Raw genomic sequence first — 16577 nt, forward strand, 5'->3', positions numbered from 1 at the left:
GTATTCCTATATTTGTCGCTGAAAAAGTAGAAATCAATTATATGCAAACAGATATCAGAAGTAACTGGACCCTTTTAGAAATTGAAAATATATACCGCTCACCTTTATTGGAATTAATATTCAATGCAGCAACCCTGCATAAAAAATACAATAACACTGCAGAAGTACAGGTTTGTACTTTACTGAGTATTAAAACCGGAGGTTGTACCGAAGATTGTGCCTATTGCCCACAGGCAGCACGTTATAATACCGATGTAAATGTTCAGGCTTTAATGCAAAAAGAAGAAGTACTGGCTTATGCAAAAAAAGCAAAAGATGCTGGCAGTACCCGTTTTTGTATGGGTGCAGCCTGGCGTGAAGTACGCGATAACAGAGATTTTGACCGGGTATTGGAAATGGTAAAAGGCGTAAATGAAATGGGCATGGAAGTTTGCTGTACACTGGGTATGCTGACTGAAGATCAGGCAAAAAAATTAGCAGATGCCGGTTTATATGCCTACAACCATAATTTAGATACCAGTGAGGAACACTATCACGAAATCATTACTACCAGAACATACAACGACAGATTAAATACTTTAGAAAATGTAAGAAAAGCTGGTGTTACGGTTTGTTGCGGCGGTATTATTGGATTAGGCGAAACACATGAAGACAGAATAAAAATGCTACATACACTGGCAACAATGCCCCAACACCCGGAAAGTGTACCCATTAATGCACTGGTACCCATTGCCGGAACCCCTTTGGCACATAATAAAAAAGTAGATGTATGGGATATGGTGAGAATGATTGCCACAGCAAGAATTATTATGCCTGCAACCATGGTACGCCTGAGTGCCGGAAGAACCAGTATGACTATTGCAGAGCAAGCACTATGCTTTCTGGCAGGTGCCAACTCAATTTTTGCCGGAGATAAATTATTAACCACTCCCAACCCCAGTTTTGAAGAAGACAATGTTATGTTTGAATTACTGGGTTTGGTACCAAGAGAATCTTTTAAAGAAGAAAAACAACATTTGAGTGAAATGGTATAGCGGCTCAACAATTCATTTATTCTAAAGGCCATCACCCTTCCAGTTAAAATTTAAACTAACCTGGTGAAACATGTTTTGCTGATAAAAACCGGTTGCATAACGAATGTGTATTTTTTTAAATAGCACACCTGCACCCAACGTAAATCCATTTAAACCATTGGCCGTAGCATAAGCATTTAAATCGTGACGGCGTAAAAAATTATAGCCTACGGTAACTTCTACTTTATGATCAATCAACAATTGTACAGAAGCAACCAAATGGGTTACCAATTGATTTATAAAATTAGCATTATTGCTTGTATTACTATAAGCTGCATTAAAAGCAGTATCATTATACAAGGTATTAAAGGTTTGTAAATGATGCGCCGTTAATGAAAATTGCAAAGGTGCCTTTTCTAATCTTTTAGTAAAGCCCATTTGCACATCAAAAGGCAATTCTTCTCTTATGCCATGGGTATAAGTTTTTAATTGCGATCCCATATTTTTAACAACCAATCCGGCCTGAAAACCCCGAGCGGAATCATAATAATTTAATCCAATATCTATTGCTATTCCGCTGCTTTTATATTGGGCATAATGGCTATTCATGAATTTAAAAGTACCACCCACCCACCAATTGTTGTGATAAGCATGCGAAAATAGGAGCTGCGCCACATAATCTACAGGTTTAAATGTTCCGAAAACATTGCCGGCAGCATCTGTTTGAGTTAAAATGCCATAATCAAAATAATTAATACCAATGGCTACATTGGTTTTTGATTGATTCAAATACCATGCAGTGGTTAAGCTATAATTTTTAATGCCTGCAATAAAATTATTGAAAGCAGTATTGAGTTGCTGCTGCATAGCAGGCCTTAACAGTGCCGGATTTTGAAAAGCCATACCCACATCATTGCTAATATTGGAAATATTTACCCCTCCCAATGCAGACAATTGGGCTGTATTAGGCTGTGTAACAAAATTATATACAGTATTTCCGCCCAATGTTTGGGCAAACAAACCCATGCTGCATAACAGCAAAAAAAGAAGGAATTGCAGTTGTTTCATTAGCGCGGTCAAGATACTAAAACTTGTAATTGTTCCGGTAAAAGTTAGCTTCCAAACTAAATTTTCCCCTTTAAAAAAAGGAATGGGTAAGCTTTGCAGCAATAATTATATTTGTTGTCATGCAAAAATCAGTTTCAGAAACCCCCTTAATGCAACAGCATAATGCAATCAAGCAAAAATACCCTGATGCCATTCTGTTATTTCGGGTAGGCGATTTTTATGAAACTTTTGGTGCCGATGCTATTGTTGCATCATCCGTTTTAGGTATTACCCTAACCAAGAGAAATAATGGCGCTGCTGCTGCATCTGAGCTGGCCGGTTTTCCGCACCATGCCTTAGAAACATATTTACACAAATTAGTAAAAGCCGGTTATCGGGTGGCCATTTGCGACCAGTTAGAAGATCCAAAACAGGCCAAAGGCATTGTAAAAAGAGGTGTAACCGAATTGGTTACCCCGGGTATTGCCACCAATGATAAATTACTGGAACATAACAGCAATAATTTTTTAGCTGCCGTTCATTTTACAGAAACTATTACAGGAATTGCTTTTTTGGATATTTCAACCGGTGAGTTTTTTATTGCAGAAGGCAATATAGAATATGCTGATAAATTACTGCAAAGTTTAAAACCGGCAGAGGTAATCTTTCAACGCAACCACCAAAAACAATTCAAAGAATTATTTGGTAACAAGTTTTATACCTACACACTAGAGTCATGGATTTTTGATGAATTGTTTGCCAATGAAAGCTTGCTCAAGCATTTTCAATCGCATTCATTAAAAGGTTTTGGCATTGAACATTTAAAAGCCGGAATAGTAGCAGCCGGAGCTATTCTGCATTATCTGAAAGAAACAGAACATCCTAACCTACAACATATTACAGCAATAAAACGGATTGAAAAAGAAGATTTTTTATGGATGGATCGTTTCACCATTCGCAACTTAGAATTATTGGGTAGCGGCCATAATGAAGGCAACGGATTATTACAAATTTTAGACAATACCATAAACCCAATGGGCGCCCGTTTATTGCAACGCTGGATGGTTTTTCCACTTAAAAATAAAATTGCGATTCAGGAAAGATTAGATGCGGTTGCTTATTTAATTAAGGAACCTGAATTACGCAGCAAAACTGCCCATGCCATTAAGCAGTGTGGTGATATTGAACGCTTACTGAGTAAAATTCCCACAAAAAAAATTAATCCCCGCGAAGTATTGCAAATTGCCAAAGGATTACAGCAAACCGCTGCCATAAAAAGCGCATTTGCCAATTGTAACAATATTTATTTACAACGTTTATCTGATGCGTTAAATAATTGCAGCGTAATTACAGAAAAAATTATTAAAGAGCTAAAAGATCCACCCCCGGTTTCTGCACAGAAAGGAGATGTTATACAAGTTGGGGTGGATGCAAACTTAGATGAATTAAGAAAAATTGCTTCAGGAGGTAAATCATACTTACTCAATATCCAACAAAAAGAATCCGAAGCCACCGGAATAACATCATTGAAGATTAGTTTCAACAATGTATTTGGTTATTACCTGGAAGTTACCAACGCTCATAAAAATAAAGTACCCACACACTGGATAAGGAAGCAAACTTTAACCAATGCTGAGCGATACATTACGCCTGAGTTAAAAGAATATGAAGAAAAAATAATGGGTGCTGAAGAAAAAATTCTTGCACTAGAGTCCGGTTTATATGATGCACTGTTAACTGCGCTGCAAGATTATATTGCACCCATACAGGTAAATGGCAGTACGTTAGCCATTATGGATTGTTTAATCTGTTTCGCTGAAAATGCGTTGAAATTTGAATACAGAAAACCTGAAATACACGATGGGTTAGCATTGCATTTAAAAGAAAGCCGGCATCCGGTCATTGAACGAAATATGCCTTCAGGTGAAGCATATATTGCTAATGATATTTCATTGGATCCTTTAACCCAGCAAATTATTATTTTAACCGGACCAAACATGAGTGGTAAAAGCGCCATATTACGTCAAACTGCCTTAATTACGCTCATGGCTCACATGGGCAGTTTTGTACCTGCTGCAAATGCCTCTATTCCATTAACCGATAAAATTTTTACCCGTGTTGGTGCCAGCGATAATTTAAGTGGGGGTGAATCTACTTTTATGGTAGAAATGAATGAAACAGCCAGCATTATTAACAACCTTTCAGAACGGAGTTTAATTTTATTAGATGAAATAGGAAGAGGTACCTCAACCTATGATGGTATTTCCATTGCATGGAGTATGGTAGAATACTTGCACGATTCGCCATTTACGCCAAAAACATTATTTGCTACCCATTACCACGAATTAAATGCACTGGAAAACCAATTGTCACGGGTAAAAAATTTTCATATTACCAATAAAGAAACAAGTAATAAAGTTATTTTTCTGCGAAAACTGGCGCCGGGTGGCAGCACACATAGTTTTGGTATTCATGTTGCTAAAATGGCCGGCATGCCGCCTGAATTAATTGAACGGGCCAACCAAATTTTACTGCAATTGGAAGGAAAAGAATTACAACATCAACATAATGATGATGAACCTGATACAACAACACATTTGCCGAAAATAAAATCAGGAAAATTGATAAAAGCGCCACAAGTTCAGTTATCTATTTTTGATGCACATACCGAAACTTTTGAAAACATTCGTAAAATACTGGCTGCCATTGACATTAACCGACTTACGCCGGTTGAGGCGCTGATGAAGTTGAACGAAATAAAAGATATGCTTCGCTAGTATTTGAAATACAGAGAGACGATCCTATTACTGATACGTCTCTCTGTTTCCTGTTACCCTGATTGTTTTTAAAAGATTGTATTGGATTTGCGGTTTTTTAAAAGTATTGGATGCTGAATTATATTGGATATTAGATGCTAAAGTATTCTCCCTCCTTCATTTTTATGCACCTGGCATTAATACGGTATCAATAACATGTATTACTCCGTTACTTTGATTTACATCGGCAATAGTAACATAGCTTTTACCTCCTTTGGCATCGGTTAATACTAGTTTTTTGCCTTCTATTGTAGCGGTTAATGTACCACCCTCTACTGTTTTTAAAGTTGCTTTACCATGGCCTTCTTTAATTAATTTCGCAATGTCTTTGGCATTGTATTTTCCTGCCACTACATGATAAGTCAAAATTTTAGTTAATAAAGCCTTGTTTTCCGGTTTTACCAAATTATCAACAGTTCCGGCTGGTAATTTATTGAAGGCTTCATTGGTGGGTGCAAAAACCGTAAACGGACCGGCACTTTGTAAAGTTTCAACCAATCCGGCGGCTTTTACTGCAGCTACCAGTGTGGTATGATCTTTTGAATTTACTGCATTTTGCACAATGTTTTTACTGGGATACATTGGCGCTCCGCCAACTTCAACAGTTTTTTCTTTTTGAGCCATAGTTGCATTCATTACCAAAGCCGCTGTCATCATTAAAAAAATTCTTTTCATAGTGTTTTTTGTATTTGTTTTTAAATGTTTTGTACAATAGTTACGAGGGCGGAATCAATTCGGTTTTGTATTTCTGATTTTTTTTGTATCCCGGTATGCCAATAAGTAATTAAATTCAACCTTTAAACTTCATCTTAAATGATTTGCCATGCATCAATGGAGAATTAAACTCTCGATATTCATTAATTATTTCGTGTTTGCTATTTTATTAAATAGTGTAGGCACGGTTATTCTGCAAGTTCAAAATAATTATGGTGTAACACAAGGTGCTGCAGCCGTTTTGGAGCCCTTTAAAGATTTAAGTATTGCCATCGTTTCATTTATTATATCTTCTTTTATTACTAAAATAGGCTATAAAAAATCGATGCTCATTGCACTTGCATTTATTTCATTGGTGTGTTTTTCAATGCCTTATACCAATAGCTTTTTTGCCACCAAGCTTTTATTTGCGGCTATAGGTTCCAGTTTTGCATTAATTAAAATATCAGTGTACAGTACCATTGGATTAGTTACTCGCTCTGAAAAAGAACATATCAGCCTCATGAATTTTGTAGAATCATTTTTTATGGTGGGTATTTTAGCAGGCTATTTTATATTCAGCTATTTTGTAAACGATAAAGATCCACATTCTACCGCCTGGCTGAAAGTGTATGTTTGGTTGGGGGCCTGCACTACATTTGCTTTTATTTTATTATTGAGTGCACGACTCGATGAATCAAAAGCACAACAGCAAGTTCAGAAAATTTCATTAGCGAAAAGTGTTGGAGAAATGTTTCAATTAATTGTTTCTCCAATTGTAGTTATTTTTATTGCCTGTGCATTTTTTTATGTATTAATTGAACAAAGTATTATGAGCTGGCTGCCCACTTTTAATAGCCAGGTTTTAAAATTACCAACCACACTAAGTATAGAAATGGCCAGTATTTTAGCCGGCTCTACTGCAGCGGGCCGCTTTTTAGCCGGCCTGGTACTAAAAAAATTAAATTGGTTTACAACACTGTTTTTATGTTTGATTCTGGCAACCATTTTAGTGTTAGTGGCCATACCGTTAGCAGAAAAAACAACGGGGCAACCCATTACCGGTTGGGCTACTGTTCCCATTGCAGCATTCATTTTCCCTATGATTGGATTATTAATTGCACCTATTTATCCGGCCATTAATTCAGTTATTTTAAGTACACTTTCGGTAGAAAAGCAAGGTGTTATGTCTGGATTAATTATTATTTTTTCCGCATTGGGCGGTACAACAGGCTCTTTAATTACCGGCAATATTTTTCAATATTATGGGGGTACTCAGGCATTCTACTTTTCATTGATACCAATCACTATTTTGGCGCTTTGTTTGTTTATTTTCAGAAAATTACAACTCAAATACAAACAACAACATTCACAAGTGTAAACATTCAATCAATTTCATTTTATTCTATATGCAAACATTTGATAACTTATTAAATATTGAAGATTTTGGAGAATTATATGTTACCATCCAACAAAGTAATTTATTTTCTGATTCTAAATTTTTTGTAGATGCCATTCCTGTTCATTCCGTTGAACAAATTATTCATTCCTATCAGTCACAAAAAAATTCAACCGATTTTAATTTGTTATCGTTTATTGAAACGCATTTTAAACTGCCAAGTGACAGTACACTTCATTATCATTCAGACAATAAAGATATTACTACCAATATTCAGGATTTATGGGAAGTATTAACCCGGCAACCCGGAGAAAAGGGTGGCACATTGATTCCACTACCCTACCCTTATATTATACCCGGCGGACGTTTCAGAGAAATTTACTATTGGGATAGCTATTTTACAATGCTTGGGTTAAGTGTGGATAGAAGATGGGATATCATTGAAAATATGATTAAAAATTTTTCCTATTTAATTAATACGTTCGGCCATATTCCCAATGGTAACAGAACCTATTATCTTAGCCGCTCACAACCGCCATTTTTTTGTTTAATGGTGGAATTACTGGCTGCAAAAAAAGGGACCCATATTTTATTGGATTATTTACCTGCAATTGAAAAAGAATATGCTTACTGGATGGATGGAGCTGACCAGTTATCTGAAACCCAAACAACCTACAGAAGAGTTGTTTTATTAGAAAATGGTGCTGTTTTAAACAGATACTGGGATGATGCTGATACACCCAGGCCGGAAGCCTATAAGGAAGATACACACTTGGCTCAACAGGTAGCAGGGGCTACTGCTAATGAAATATACCGCCATATCAGAGCTGCAGCAGAATCGGGCTGGGATTTTTCGAGCCGCTGGTTTACTGATGCACAAAACATGGCCACAATTGAAACCACCCATATTATTCCGGTTGATTTGAATTGTTTGCTTTTATTTATCGAAGAAACGCTTGCCAATATTTATAATGGTACCGGCCATACTAACAAAGCAAACTTATTTATCCAAAAAAGTACACAACGCAAGGAAGCCATTCGGCAGTTTTGCTGGAATGAAGAGAAGGGTTTTTATTTTGATTATCAGTTTATTAAAAAGCAACAAAAAACAGTTTATTCACTGGCAGCATTATATCCCTTATTTTTTTCAATTACATCGAAAGAAGATGCAGCTAAAGTTGCAGCCATTACGGCTGAAAAATTTTTACAACAAGGCGGTGCCATTACTACTACATTGCATTCAGGCCAGCAATGGGATGCACCGAATGGATGGGCACCTCTGCAATGGATAACTTATAAAGGTCTCAAAAATTATCAGGAAAATCATTTAGCCCATCAGTTAAAAGAGAACTGGCTGTTACTCAATGAAACAGTGTACAAAAATACAGGAAAATTAATGGAGAAATACAATGTTGAAACATCCTGCATACATGCGGGTGGTGGTGAATATCCTACCCAAGATGGTTTTGGGTGGACCAACGGTATTTTTCTGGCCTTGAAAAATGATGATTAATTTTTTGAAAAATATACGCAATGCAACAAACCAGCACTTTAAAGCAATTGGCTCAAATATTAAACATGAGCATTTCTACCGTTTCCAGAGCGTTAAAAAATCATCCGGATATTGCCGAAAAAACCAAACAAAAAGTAAGAGAATTGGCAGCATCTTTAGAATATGAACCTAATGCATATGCCATTCAATTGCGAACCAACGTTAGCAACGTACTGGGTATTATGATACCTACTATTACAAATTTTTTTTATGATACCTTTATTGCATCTGTTGAAGAAGAAGCAAGAAAGGCCGGTTATTCTTTATTAATTATGCAATCGGGCGAAAGCAGTGAAGTGGAACAAAACAATTTAAAATTGTTGAAAAAAAACAGGGTTTCGGGATTATTTGTATCGGTTACTAAAGAAAATAACGACATATCAGCATTTGAAAAATTAGAAGAACAGAACATACCGGTGGTGTATATTGATAGGGTTCCGCATCATGAAAACTGTAATAAAATTTGTTTGGCAGATACAGAAAGTGCAACCTTAGCTGCATATGCACTTATTGAGCATCAGAAAAAAAATGTTCTGGCTTTATTTGGTTATCCGAACCTATCCATCACTGAAAAAAGATTGGAAGCATTCATACATACTTTTCAAACATTTGCTCCTGCTGCAATTGTAAATTGCCGGTTTCCTGATCAAACAAAAGCTGCTAAAAAAGAAACCTTACATTTTTTAAATTCCAAAAACATACCCGATGCTATTTTTTGTATGGGCGATCAAATTTTAATGGGTGTCATGCAGGCATTATATGAAAAAAAAATAAAAATTCCTGAACAAACTGCTGTTATCAGCATCAGTAATGGATTTATTCCTACTTTATTTCAACCCAATATCACATACATTGAAACCAGTGGGAAAAAATTAGGAAAATATGCTTTCAAAAGAATGATGGAATGTTTGCATGGTGATAAAACATTCAAAGAAATATTAGTTCCGTCTATTCTTGTTAGCGGTAACTCACTTTAATTTTTTATACAAATCAGGATAATCGCTGATTAAGCCGTTTACACCCATCTTTTTTAAACGCTCCATGGTTGGCAAATCATCCACCGTCCAGGGTATTAATGCAATACCCAAATCCCGGCATTGTTTTACCAGCAAAGGCGTAACCATACTATAATCGGGCGAATAAATGGTAGGGATAAATCCGAGTTGCTTTAACTGTGCCGCGAAATTCAATTGCATTGGGGGTTCTACCAATAAAGCAGTTTTAATTGCAGGATAATGATGATGCAGGTATTGCAATGTTCTGATATCAAATGATTGAATAATAACTCTTGAAGCAATACCTTTCGCTTCAACTATATTCATAATTAAACGAACAAAAGAGGCAGGATCAGGATGGAAAATACCGTCGGTAGAATCGGTACTTTTTGTTTCAATGTTGTATTGAACCGGTGGTAAATGGTGCAAATGGGTATAGGCTTCTACCGCATCAATCACTGCACTAAGTTTGGGCTTATGTATCGCAATTTTTTGCTGATTGGGAAATCGCGGATAAAATTTCATACCCACATCATATTGCTGTGTTTCAGCATACGTCATCTGATAAATATTCAAAGTTTTTTCTTCTGCAGCTGTTACCGGTGTTCCATCATGATGTAAAGAAAATTCTTGATTAATATAAGGATCGTGACTAATTAGTACCTGACTATCTTTTGTAATCACTGCATCCATTTCAAGTGTAGTTACCCCTAACTCAATTGCTTTTAAAAATGCAGGAATTGTATTTTCAGGCATCAACCCCCTGCAACCCCTATGGCCTTCTTTATCAAAAAAACCGGGTTGGGTGGCTTGTTGTATTTTAGCAGTGGTACAAGACATCATCAATAAAAATAAAATACTATATTTTTTCATTTGGCTGATTGAATTTTTATTTTCAACATTTCATTGGCCAAAGCCTGTTGTGATGCATTGCCGGTTTTTAAATGCCCCACAACAGACTGAAAACTTTCTTCATCTTTATTCTGACTGAGTTTAAACACATGGTTGCATTGTGTAACTTCTATTTCAAAAGCTACAATGGCTTTCATGTTTTCTTTTACATAATCAGCGGGCATCTTTTCAACATCTACAGTACTGTTTGCTGTACCTTCAAAATAACGGGTTTGCCGTACTAATAATTGATACAATTCTGCATCATCTAAAAACCTGATGATTCCTGATGCATGTACCGCCATATAATTCCAGGTACTGGCCACTGCGGGCGGGCTGTACCAAGCTGCGCTAACATAACTTTCCGGCCCCTGAAAAATTGCCAATACCTTGTTATTTGCTTCATAAGCCAGTGTGTGTAATTGATTGCGCATAACATGACCTGTAAGAAAAATAGTTTCATTTCTTTTTTCAATCAGTACAGGAATATGTGTTGCCACAGGCCAGCCCTCAGGCGAACATCCACATAAAGTAATGAAAGGATGTGCCTGCATAAATGCAAATACATCGTTGGGATAATTGGCTTTGAAATGTGGCAAATGATACATGTTCGCAATTTTGGGATTCAACCGATGTCCATTTCTAATGCCCGGTTCGTAATGAATTGGAACAGAGCCTATCCGTTTTCCAGGCTATCCTTTTTTTAAGATGGAACGGCTACCGGTTGGGTATTGATCATATTCGCATTCCGCATGGCAATATTCCTTACCGCAATATTGGTAATAGTTCTAAATGCTTCCTGCGAAATAACATCATCTCCCGCCATTGCAGGAACACCGGTATCTCCCCCTTCACGTATGCTTTGCACAATGGGAATTTGCCCCAGAAATGGCAATTCATACTCCTCAGCTAATTTTTTGCCTCCTTCTTTTCCAAACAGGTAATATTTATTGTTGGGCAATTCTGCAGGAGTAAAATAAGCCATATTTTCAACCAGACCGATGATGGGCACATTAATTTGTGCCTGTCCAAACATGGCAATTCCCTTCTTGGCATCAGCCAAAGCCACCGGTTGTGGTGTTGTTACAATAACTACACCTGTTACAGGTACAGTTTGCATTAGTGTTAAATGAATATCGCCGGTTCCGGGAGGCATATCGATTACCAGATAATCCAATTCACCCCAGTCAACTTCTGTTACAAACTGTTTTATGGCACTGCTGGCCATAGGGCCGCGCCATACTACTGCATTTTTTTCATCAACCAGCAAGCCAATGCTCATCAATTTAATGTGGTATTTTTCTAAAGGAATAATGATCCCTTTGCCATTCATTTCACGCATCATGGGGCGTTGTCCGCGTACGCCAAACATAATAGGAACGCTGGGTCCGTAAATATCTGCATCCATTAAACCTACATGAGCGCCACCCTCGGCCAATGCCAAGGCCAGATTTGCGGCAACGGTACTTTTTCCTACTCCACCCTTTCCGCTTACCACTGCAATAATATTTTTTACGCCGGTCAAAAGTTGAAGGGCATCTTTTCTATTGGTGGTTGTATGGGCAGTAAAATTGATATTCACTTTTGCGTTTTTATTCACGAATGTATGAATGGCATTTTCACTAGCTTTTCCAATTATTTCTTTCAACGGACAAGCCGGAGTGGTTAAAACAATAGTGAAGCTAACTTCATTATCATCGATAACAATATCTTTTACCATATTCAATGTAACAAGATCTTTGCCCAAATCCGGTTCCTGTACATTGCTGAGTGCTTTTAAAATATCAGCTTCAGTCATCACGCAAGTTTTTGTTAAAAAAAGTAAATTTTCGCAAAGTTAATCCCCTTCCCTCTTACTTTGTTACGAAATTAGCAGTAATCAACATTTATAGAAAACCTTTGTTTCTCATTGTGTATAAAGCCATATTTTTAATCACTGAAATTGGTATGTACATATATAGACAGAGATTTTACCCTAAATTGCAATTCGGTTTTCAGTTAGTTGCAAAAAAATATTTTATCAAATAACGAATGAAACAAATTCTACAATATTTTTTGCCTGCCATTGTTCTTTTTCTGTTTGCGCCAAAACTTCAGGCACAAATCAGTAAAGCATCCAAAGATTCTGTAATTCAGTTATATGGAGTGGTAATGACTTCTGATAGTTTAAAGGCCATTCCTTCTACCAGTGTAATTGTAGATGGCAAAGGCAGGGGTACCATTACAAATTATGATGGCATCTTTTCTATTGCAGTTTTAAAAGGCGATAAAATTACCTTTTCATCTATTGGTTATAAAGATAAAACCTATGAAATTCCTACCCATTTAACCGATAACCAATATAGTTTAATTGTATTATTGGTGAGCGATACTAACTATTTGCCTGCCGCCATTTTAAAACCCAGGCCTACCCGCGAACAATTTGAAAGAGATTTTGTGAATACGCAAATTCCGGATGATCAATATGAAATTGCCCGACAAAATACCGACGAATCGAAACGCAGAGCGCTATTGGCTGCATTACCTGCCGACGGCCGTGAAGCAGTAAATTATCAGTTAAGACAACAGGCAAACCGATACTACTATCAAGGGCAATTACCTCCTCAAAATATTTTTAACCCACTTGCCTAGGCCGATTTTATTAAAGCCTGGAAAAGAGGTGATTTTAAAAGCAAAAAATCGTCTTCCTCCGGTTCCGGTGGATATTAGTGAGCCTATATTGCAATTTAGCTTATTTAAATAATTTATTTATGGAATATGTTTCAATTGTTGGCGCAGGCACTATGGGTAATGGTATTGCACATGTATTTGCACAGAATGGATTTAAAGTGTCTTTAATAGATGTACACCCACCTCAATTAGACAAAGCAATGGCTACCATTGCAAAAAATTTAGAACGACAGGTTGGGAAAGGAATGATTACAGAAGAAAAAAAAATTAAAACACTGCAAAATATTGTTACACATACTACCATTGAAAATGGAGTACAACAGGCTGCCCTTGTTGTAGAAGCAGCTACTGAAAACATAGATATAAAATTGCAATTATTTCAGCAATTAGACGCATTTGCGCCTGCCAATGCCATATTAGCTTCTAATACATCATCGATTTCCATTACAAAAATTGCCTCAGTTACTAAACGGCCCAACCGGGTAATTGGAATGCACTTTATGAATCCCGTGCCTGTAATGAAGTTAGTTGAAATTATCAATGGTTATGATACACATCCCGATGTTAGCAATACCATTATAGCACTAAGCATCCAATTAGGGAAAATTCCATGTGTGGTAAATGATTACCCGGGTTTTATTGCCAACAGAATTTTAATGCCCATGATTAATGAAGCTATTTACAGTTTATATGAAGGTGTTGCCAATGTTGAAGCCATTGATACCATCATGAAATTGGGTATGGCCCATCCAATGGGGCCCCTTCAACTGGCCGATTTTATTGGGTTAGATGTTTGCCTCAGTATTTTAGAGGTGCTGCATAAAGGGCTGGGTAATCCAAAGTATGCACCCTGTCCGTTATTGATCAACATGGTTACTGCAGGAAAATTAGGCGTAAAATCCGGAGAAGGATTTTATACTTATACTGCCGGCAATAAGGAATTGATTGTAAGTAACCGATTCAGGCATTAAATATTACAGTGCTTCTAACCTGAGATCAATCACTTAAATTTACCACAACGGCAATTTTTCTTTTTTAAGTTTGAACTATCTGCATCATGTTTTTTGTGCTTTCTAAACTATTATTCTTTTTACTTTCGCCCCTTACCTGGTGTGTTATTTTGGGGATAGCATATTATTTTTCAAAGTCAAAAAAAGTCTTTAAAATATTGGGTATTGGCCTTTTCATTTTATTCAGTAATACTTATTTGTACAACAGTGCAGAAAGCCGATGGCAAACCAATCCTGTTCAATTTAATCAGCATAGCGAGGCAGCCATAGTATTGGGTGGATTAATTAGTTTTAATAAAAACCATGAAGGCTTTTTTAATGGCGCAGCCGAAAGGTACACTGCCGCTTTGCAGTTGTATAGCGTTGGCGCCATTCACAAAATTATTGTAAGTGGAGGTTCAGGATTGTTGTTGGATACCGTTGATAAAGAAGCCAAATTTTTACAACAACAGTTTTTGAAAGCTGCTGTTCCGGAAAATGATATTTTGGTAGAAGACCAATCACGCAATACTTACGAAAACGCATTGTATACCAAAAAACTGATAGAAGCCGATCATCTTAAACCACCCTTTTTATTAATAACATCTGCAGAACATATGCGCCGTGCATTTGCTGTTTTTCAGAAAGCAGGTATTCCTGTAATACCCTACCCCGTTCATTACAACGTTTTACCCAACCGAAAAAATAATTGGTATGATTTTATCATTCCAAATTTTTGTAACTTCTATAACTGGCAGGAACTATTCAAGGAAATGATTGGATTTGCTGTGTACCGCATTACCAATAAATTGTAACTACAACGCTTTTATTTCAACTGATCGTAAATCATTTAGTTTAAACAAAACTTCATTCAATCTTGCCTTGGGTATTCCAATTTTCATATAACAAAACAACTGCGTATCCTGATAAGTAATAGAACAATTGTATTGTTTAATTATCATCATTACATCATTCATTGCGTTATAATTGAAATGCAAATCATACAACAAGGCTACAGGACATTGAACCACCGGAACCATTTGCAAAGCAAGCGCTGCTGCAGATTTGTATGCATTGATCAATCCTGGAACGCCTAATAAAGTGCCTCCAAAATGTCGAACCACAATAATTAATACATTGGTTAACTGCCTGCTGTCTATTTGTCCAAGAATAGGTCTGCCGGCAGTTCCGGAAGGTTCGCCATCATCACTCACTCTAAAATCTGTTTTATCCATTCCCAACCGGTAAGCAAAACAATGATGCACTGCTTTGGGATGTTCTTTTTTTAAATCAGACAAATATTGTTTTACCTGATCTTTTGAAGTTAAGGGATAAGCATAAGCCAGAAATTTACTGCCTCTGTCTTTATATTCTGCAAATGCTGGTTGTTGAATGGTGAAGAAAAAATCAGGTGTTTCACTCATATTCAGCAGGAATAAAATATTGAATAAAATCGTTTTGTAAATTTTCTGAACATTGTAATTGCGCTCCAAGTAATTTGGGTGCGGGTAAGCCACGGTTCATCCACATTGTTGTATTGGTAATTACCCTTGCATCATCCCATAAACCGGCATCAATAAAACACTGCAACAAAGTTGTACCCCCTTCGACCAAAATGCTTTGAATATTTTTTTCATAACAAGATTGCACAATAGCAGGGATTGCTGATATTGATTGATTCCATTGTATGTATTCAACACTTCCTGTTGTACGGTTTATTTTTCGATTCCAGATAAGGGTAGGATTTCCATCTGATAAAATATGTAAGCGCTCAGGAAGCTCACAATTGGCATCAATCACCATTCGCAGAGGTTGCGCACCATTGGGCCAATATCGATTGTTTAAAAGTGGATTATCCTGCAAAGCTGTATTTTTTCCAATAAAAATGGCTGCTTCCTCACTCCGCCATTTGTGTACCAGTCGATTGGTATAAGCGTTTGTTATGAACAAACGTTCTGTTGAATGATTCGCAGTAAACGCATCGGCGGTTTGTGCCCATTTTAAAATAATATAGGGTCTTTTTTTTGTATGAAACGTAAAAAATCGTTTATTTAATTCTTTACACTCCTTTTCCAGAAGGCCGGTAACTACTTCAACCCCTGCTGCTTTTAATTGATCAATACCCTTACCGTTTACTGCCTCAAAAGGATCAAGGGTACCAATAACTACCCGCGGTATTTTATGCTGTAGAATCAGCAAACTACATGGTGGTGTTTTACCAAAATGTGCACAGGGCTCCAATGAAACATATAAAGTAGATTTTGAAATGAGTTGCCGGTTTGCATCAGAAACGCTCTTCATGCAATTCACTTCTGCATGCGGGCCACCAAATTGTTGATGATACCCCTCTCCAATTATTTTGTCATTATATACCAAAACAGCACCCACCATTGGGTTAGGTTGGGTGTACCCAACAGCCATTTTTGCCAATTGAATACAACGTTGCATATAAAACTGATCTCTTTCCATATTACACCTGCCAATTTTACAAAAGTAGCTGAATTGGTGCTAT

At 36.9% G+C, this 16577-nt stretch carries 15 protein-coding genes; 8 read left to right on the forward strand and 7 right to left on the reverse strand.

The annotated features are described in order from the left end of the window. Positions 1–41 precede the first annotated feature (41 nt). Positions 42–1034 carry a biotin synthase BioB gene (bioB, locus tag A0F92_RS13120; RefSeq protein WP_068246945.1) on the forward strand — a complete coding sequence of 331 codons (993 nt, stop codon included), beginning with the start codon at positions 42–44 and terminating at the stop codon, positions 1032–1034. A gap of 21 nt (positions 1035–1055) precedes the next feature. On the opposite strand, the gene porQ is transcribed toward bioB, so the two are convergent. Next, entirely contained in the window at positions 1056–2081 is a 1026-nt protein-coding gene (porQ, locus tag A0F92_RS13125; protein WP_167517089.1) for a type IX secretion system protein PorQ, read from the reverse strand. 119 nt (positions 2082–2200) lie between these two features. Between porQ and mutS the strand changes: the two genes are divergently transcribed. Continuing rightward, a complete protein-coding gene (mutS, locus tag A0F92_RS13130; protein ID WP_068246952.1) occupies positions 2201–4837 on the forward strand; it encodes a DNA mismatch repair protein MutS in 2637 nt (878 codons plus the stop codon). Positions 4838–4999: 162 nt separating this feature from the next. Here mutS and A0F92_RS13135 read toward each other — a convergent pair whose 3' ends face one another. Next, positions 5000–5551 (reverse strand): fasciclin domain-containing protein, encoded by a 552-nt coding sequence (locus A0F92_RS13135; RefSeq protein WP_068246955.1) that lies wholly within the window; start codon positions 5549–5551, stop codon positions 5000–5002. A 148-nt stretch (positions 5552–5699) separates the two neighbouring features. On the opposite strand from A0F92_RS13135, the gene A0F92_RS13140 reads away from it, so the two are divergent. The 3 genes from A0F92_RS13140 to A0F92_RS13150 are packed head-to-tail and all read left to right on the forward strand — an operon-like array spanning position 5700 to position 9497. Next, on the forward strand, positions 5700–6950 hold the full coding sequence (locus A0F92_RS13140) for an MFS transporter (RefSeq protein WP_068246958.1): 1251 nt from the start codon (positions 5700–5702) through the stop codon (positions 6948–6950). Between the two features lie 28 nt (positions 6951–6978). Beyond that, positions 6979–8481, forward strand: a complete 1503-nt coding sequence (gene treA / locus A0F92_RS13145) for an alpha,alpha-trehalase TreA (protein WP_068246961.1) — start codon at positions 6979–6981, stop codon at positions 8479–8481. Positions 8482–8501: 20 nt separating this feature from the next. Continuing rightward, positions 8502–9497, forward strand: coding sequence for a LacI family DNA-binding transcriptional regulator (locus A0F92_RS13150; RefSeq protein WP_068246964.1), 996 nt, complete (start codon positions 8502–8504; stop codon positions 9495–9497). On the opposite strand, the gene A0F92_RS13155 is transcribed toward A0F92_RS13150, so the two are convergent. From A0F92_RS13155 to A0F92_RS13165, 3 genes are all read right to left on the reverse strand, one after another. After that, positions 9489–10388 (reverse strand): glycerophosphodiester phosphodiesterase family protein, encoded by a 900-nt coding sequence (locus A0F92_RS13155; RefSeq protein ID WP_068246967.1) that lies wholly within the window; start codon positions 10386–10388, stop codon positions 9489–9491. The two genes, A0F92_RS13150 and A0F92_RS13155, sit on opposite strands and share 9 nt — an antisense overlap. Next, positions 10385–11014: an FMN-binding negative transcriptional regulator gene (locus tag A0F92_RS13160; RefSeq protein ID WP_068246970.1), complete on the reverse strand. Its 630-nt coding sequence runs from the start codon at positions 11012–11014 to the stop codon at positions 10385–10387. Before A0F92_RS13160 ends, A0F92_RS13155 begins: the two co-directional genes overlap by 4 nt. A 95-nt stretch (positions 11015–11109) precedes the next feature. Beyond that, positions 11110–12204, reverse strand: a complete 1095-nt coding sequence (locus A0F92_RS13165; protein WP_068246973.1) for an Mrp/NBP35 family ATP-binding protein — start codon at positions 12202–12204, stop codon at positions 11110–11112. A gap of 233 nt (positions 12205–12437) precedes the next feature. On the opposite strand from A0F92_RS13165, the gene A0F92_RS13175 reads away from it, so the two are divergent. From A0F92_RS13175 to A0F92_RS13185, 3 genes are all read left to right on the forward strand, one after another. Beyond that, positions 12438–13037, forward strand: a complete 600-nt coding sequence (locus A0F92_RS13175) for a carboxypeptidase-like regulatory domain-containing protein (protein WP_068246979.1) — start codon at positions 12438–12440, stop codon at positions 13035–13037. A 119-nt stretch (positions 13038–13156) separates the two neighbouring features. Then, on the forward strand, positions 13157–14047 hold the full coding sequence (locus tag A0F92_RS13180) for a 3-hydroxyacyl-CoA dehydrogenase family protein (RefSeq protein ID WP_068246982.1): 891 nt from the start codon (positions 13157–13159) through the stop codon (positions 14045–14047). A gap of 86 nt (positions 14048–14133) precedes the next feature. Further along, on the forward strand, positions 14134–14880 hold the full coding sequence (locus A0F92_RS13185) for a YdcF family protein (protein ID WP_068246985.1): 747 nt from the start codon (positions 14134–14136) through the stop codon (positions 14878–14880). Here A0F92_RS13185 and A0F92_RS13190 read toward each other — a convergent pair whose 3' ends face one another. Then, positions 14881–15489 (reverse strand): IMPACT family protein, encoded by a 609-nt coding sequence (locus tag A0F92_RS13190; protein ID WP_068246988.1) that lies wholly within the window; start codon positions 15487–15489, stop codon positions 14881–14883. It abuts the gene before it with no gap. Further along, positions 15482–16534: a bifunctional diaminohydroxyphosphoribosylaminopyrimidine deaminase/5-amino-6-(5-phosphoribosylamino)uracil reductase RibD gene (gene ribD, locus A0F92_RS13195; RefSeq protein ID WP_167517090.1), complete on the reverse strand. Its 1053-nt coding sequence runs from the start codon at positions 16532–16534 to the stop codon at positions 15482–15484. Before ribD ends, A0F92_RS13190 begins: the two co-directional genes overlap by 8 nt. Between the last annotated feature and the right edge of the window lie 43 nt (positions 16535–16577).

Source organism: Hydrotalea flava (assembly GCF_001623405.1).
In the GTDB taxonomy this organism is placed as follows: domain Bacteria; phylum Bacteroidota; class Bacteroidia; order Chitinophagales; family Chitinophagaceae; genus Hydrotalea; species Hydrotalea flava.

What these genes read in the sequence shown, in the direction of transcription:
- bioB (WP_068246945.1), top strand. Translation starts at nt 42, where the DNA reads ATGCAAACAGATATCAGAAGTAACTGGACCCTTTTAGAAATTGAAAAT.
- porQ (WP_167517089.1), bottom strand. Translation starts at nt 2,081, where the DNA reads ATGAAACAACTGCAATTCCTTCTTTTTTTGCTGTTATGCAGCATGGGT.
- mutS (WP_068246952.1), top strand. Translation starts at nt 2,201, where the DNA reads ATGCAAAAATCAGTTTCAGAAACCCCCTTAATGCAACAGCATAATGCA.
- A0F92_RS13135 (WP_068246955.1), bottom strand. Translation starts at nt 5,551, where the DNA reads ATGAAAAGAATTTTTTTAATGATGACAGCGGCTTTGGTAATGAATGCA.
- A0F92_RS13140 (WP_068246958.1), top strand. Translation starts at nt 5,700, where the DNA reads ATGCATCAATGGAGAATTAAACTCTCGATATTCATTAATTATTTCGTG.
- treA (WP_068246961.1), top strand. Translation starts at nt 6,979, where the DNA reads ATGCAAACATTTGATAACTTATTAAATATTGAAGATTTTGGAGAATTA.
- A0F92_RS13150 (WP_068246964.1), top strand. Translation starts at nt 8,502, where the DNA reads ATGCAACAAACCAGCACTTTAAAGCAATTGGCTCAAATATTAAACATG.
- A0F92_RS13155 (WP_068246967.1), bottom strand. Translation starts at nt 10,388, where the DNA reads ATGAAAAAATATAGTATTTTATTTTTATTGATGATGTCTTGTACCACT.
- A0F92_RS13160 (WP_068246970.1), bottom strand. Translation starts at nt 11,014, where the DNA reads ATGTATCATTTGCCACATTTCAAAGCCAATTATCCCAACGATGTATTT.
- A0F92_RS13165 (WP_068246973.1), bottom strand. Translation starts at nt 12,204, where the DNA reads ATGACTGAAGCTGATATTTTAAAAGCACTCAGCAATGTACAGGAACCG.
- A0F92_RS13175 (WP_068246979.1), top strand. Translation starts at nt 12,438, where the DNA reads ATGAAACAAATTCTACAATATTTTTTGCCTGCCATTGTTCTTTTTCTG.
- A0F92_RS13180 (WP_068246982.1), top strand. Translation starts at nt 13,157, where the DNA reads ATGGAATATGTTTCAATTGTTGGCGCAGGCACTATGGGTAATGGTATT.
- A0F92_RS13185 (WP_068246985.1), top strand. Translation starts at nt 14,134, where the DNA reads ATGTTTTTTGTGCTTTCTAAACTATTATTCTTTTTACTTTCGCCCCTT.
- A0F92_RS13190 (WP_068246988.1), bottom strand. Translation starts at nt 15,489, where the DNA reads ATGAGTGAAACACCTGATTTTTTCTTCACCATTCAACAACCAGCATTT.
- ribD (WP_167517090.1), bottom strand. Translation starts at nt 16,534, where the DNA reads ATGGAAAGAGATCAGTTTTATATGCAACGTTGTATTCAATTGGCAAAA.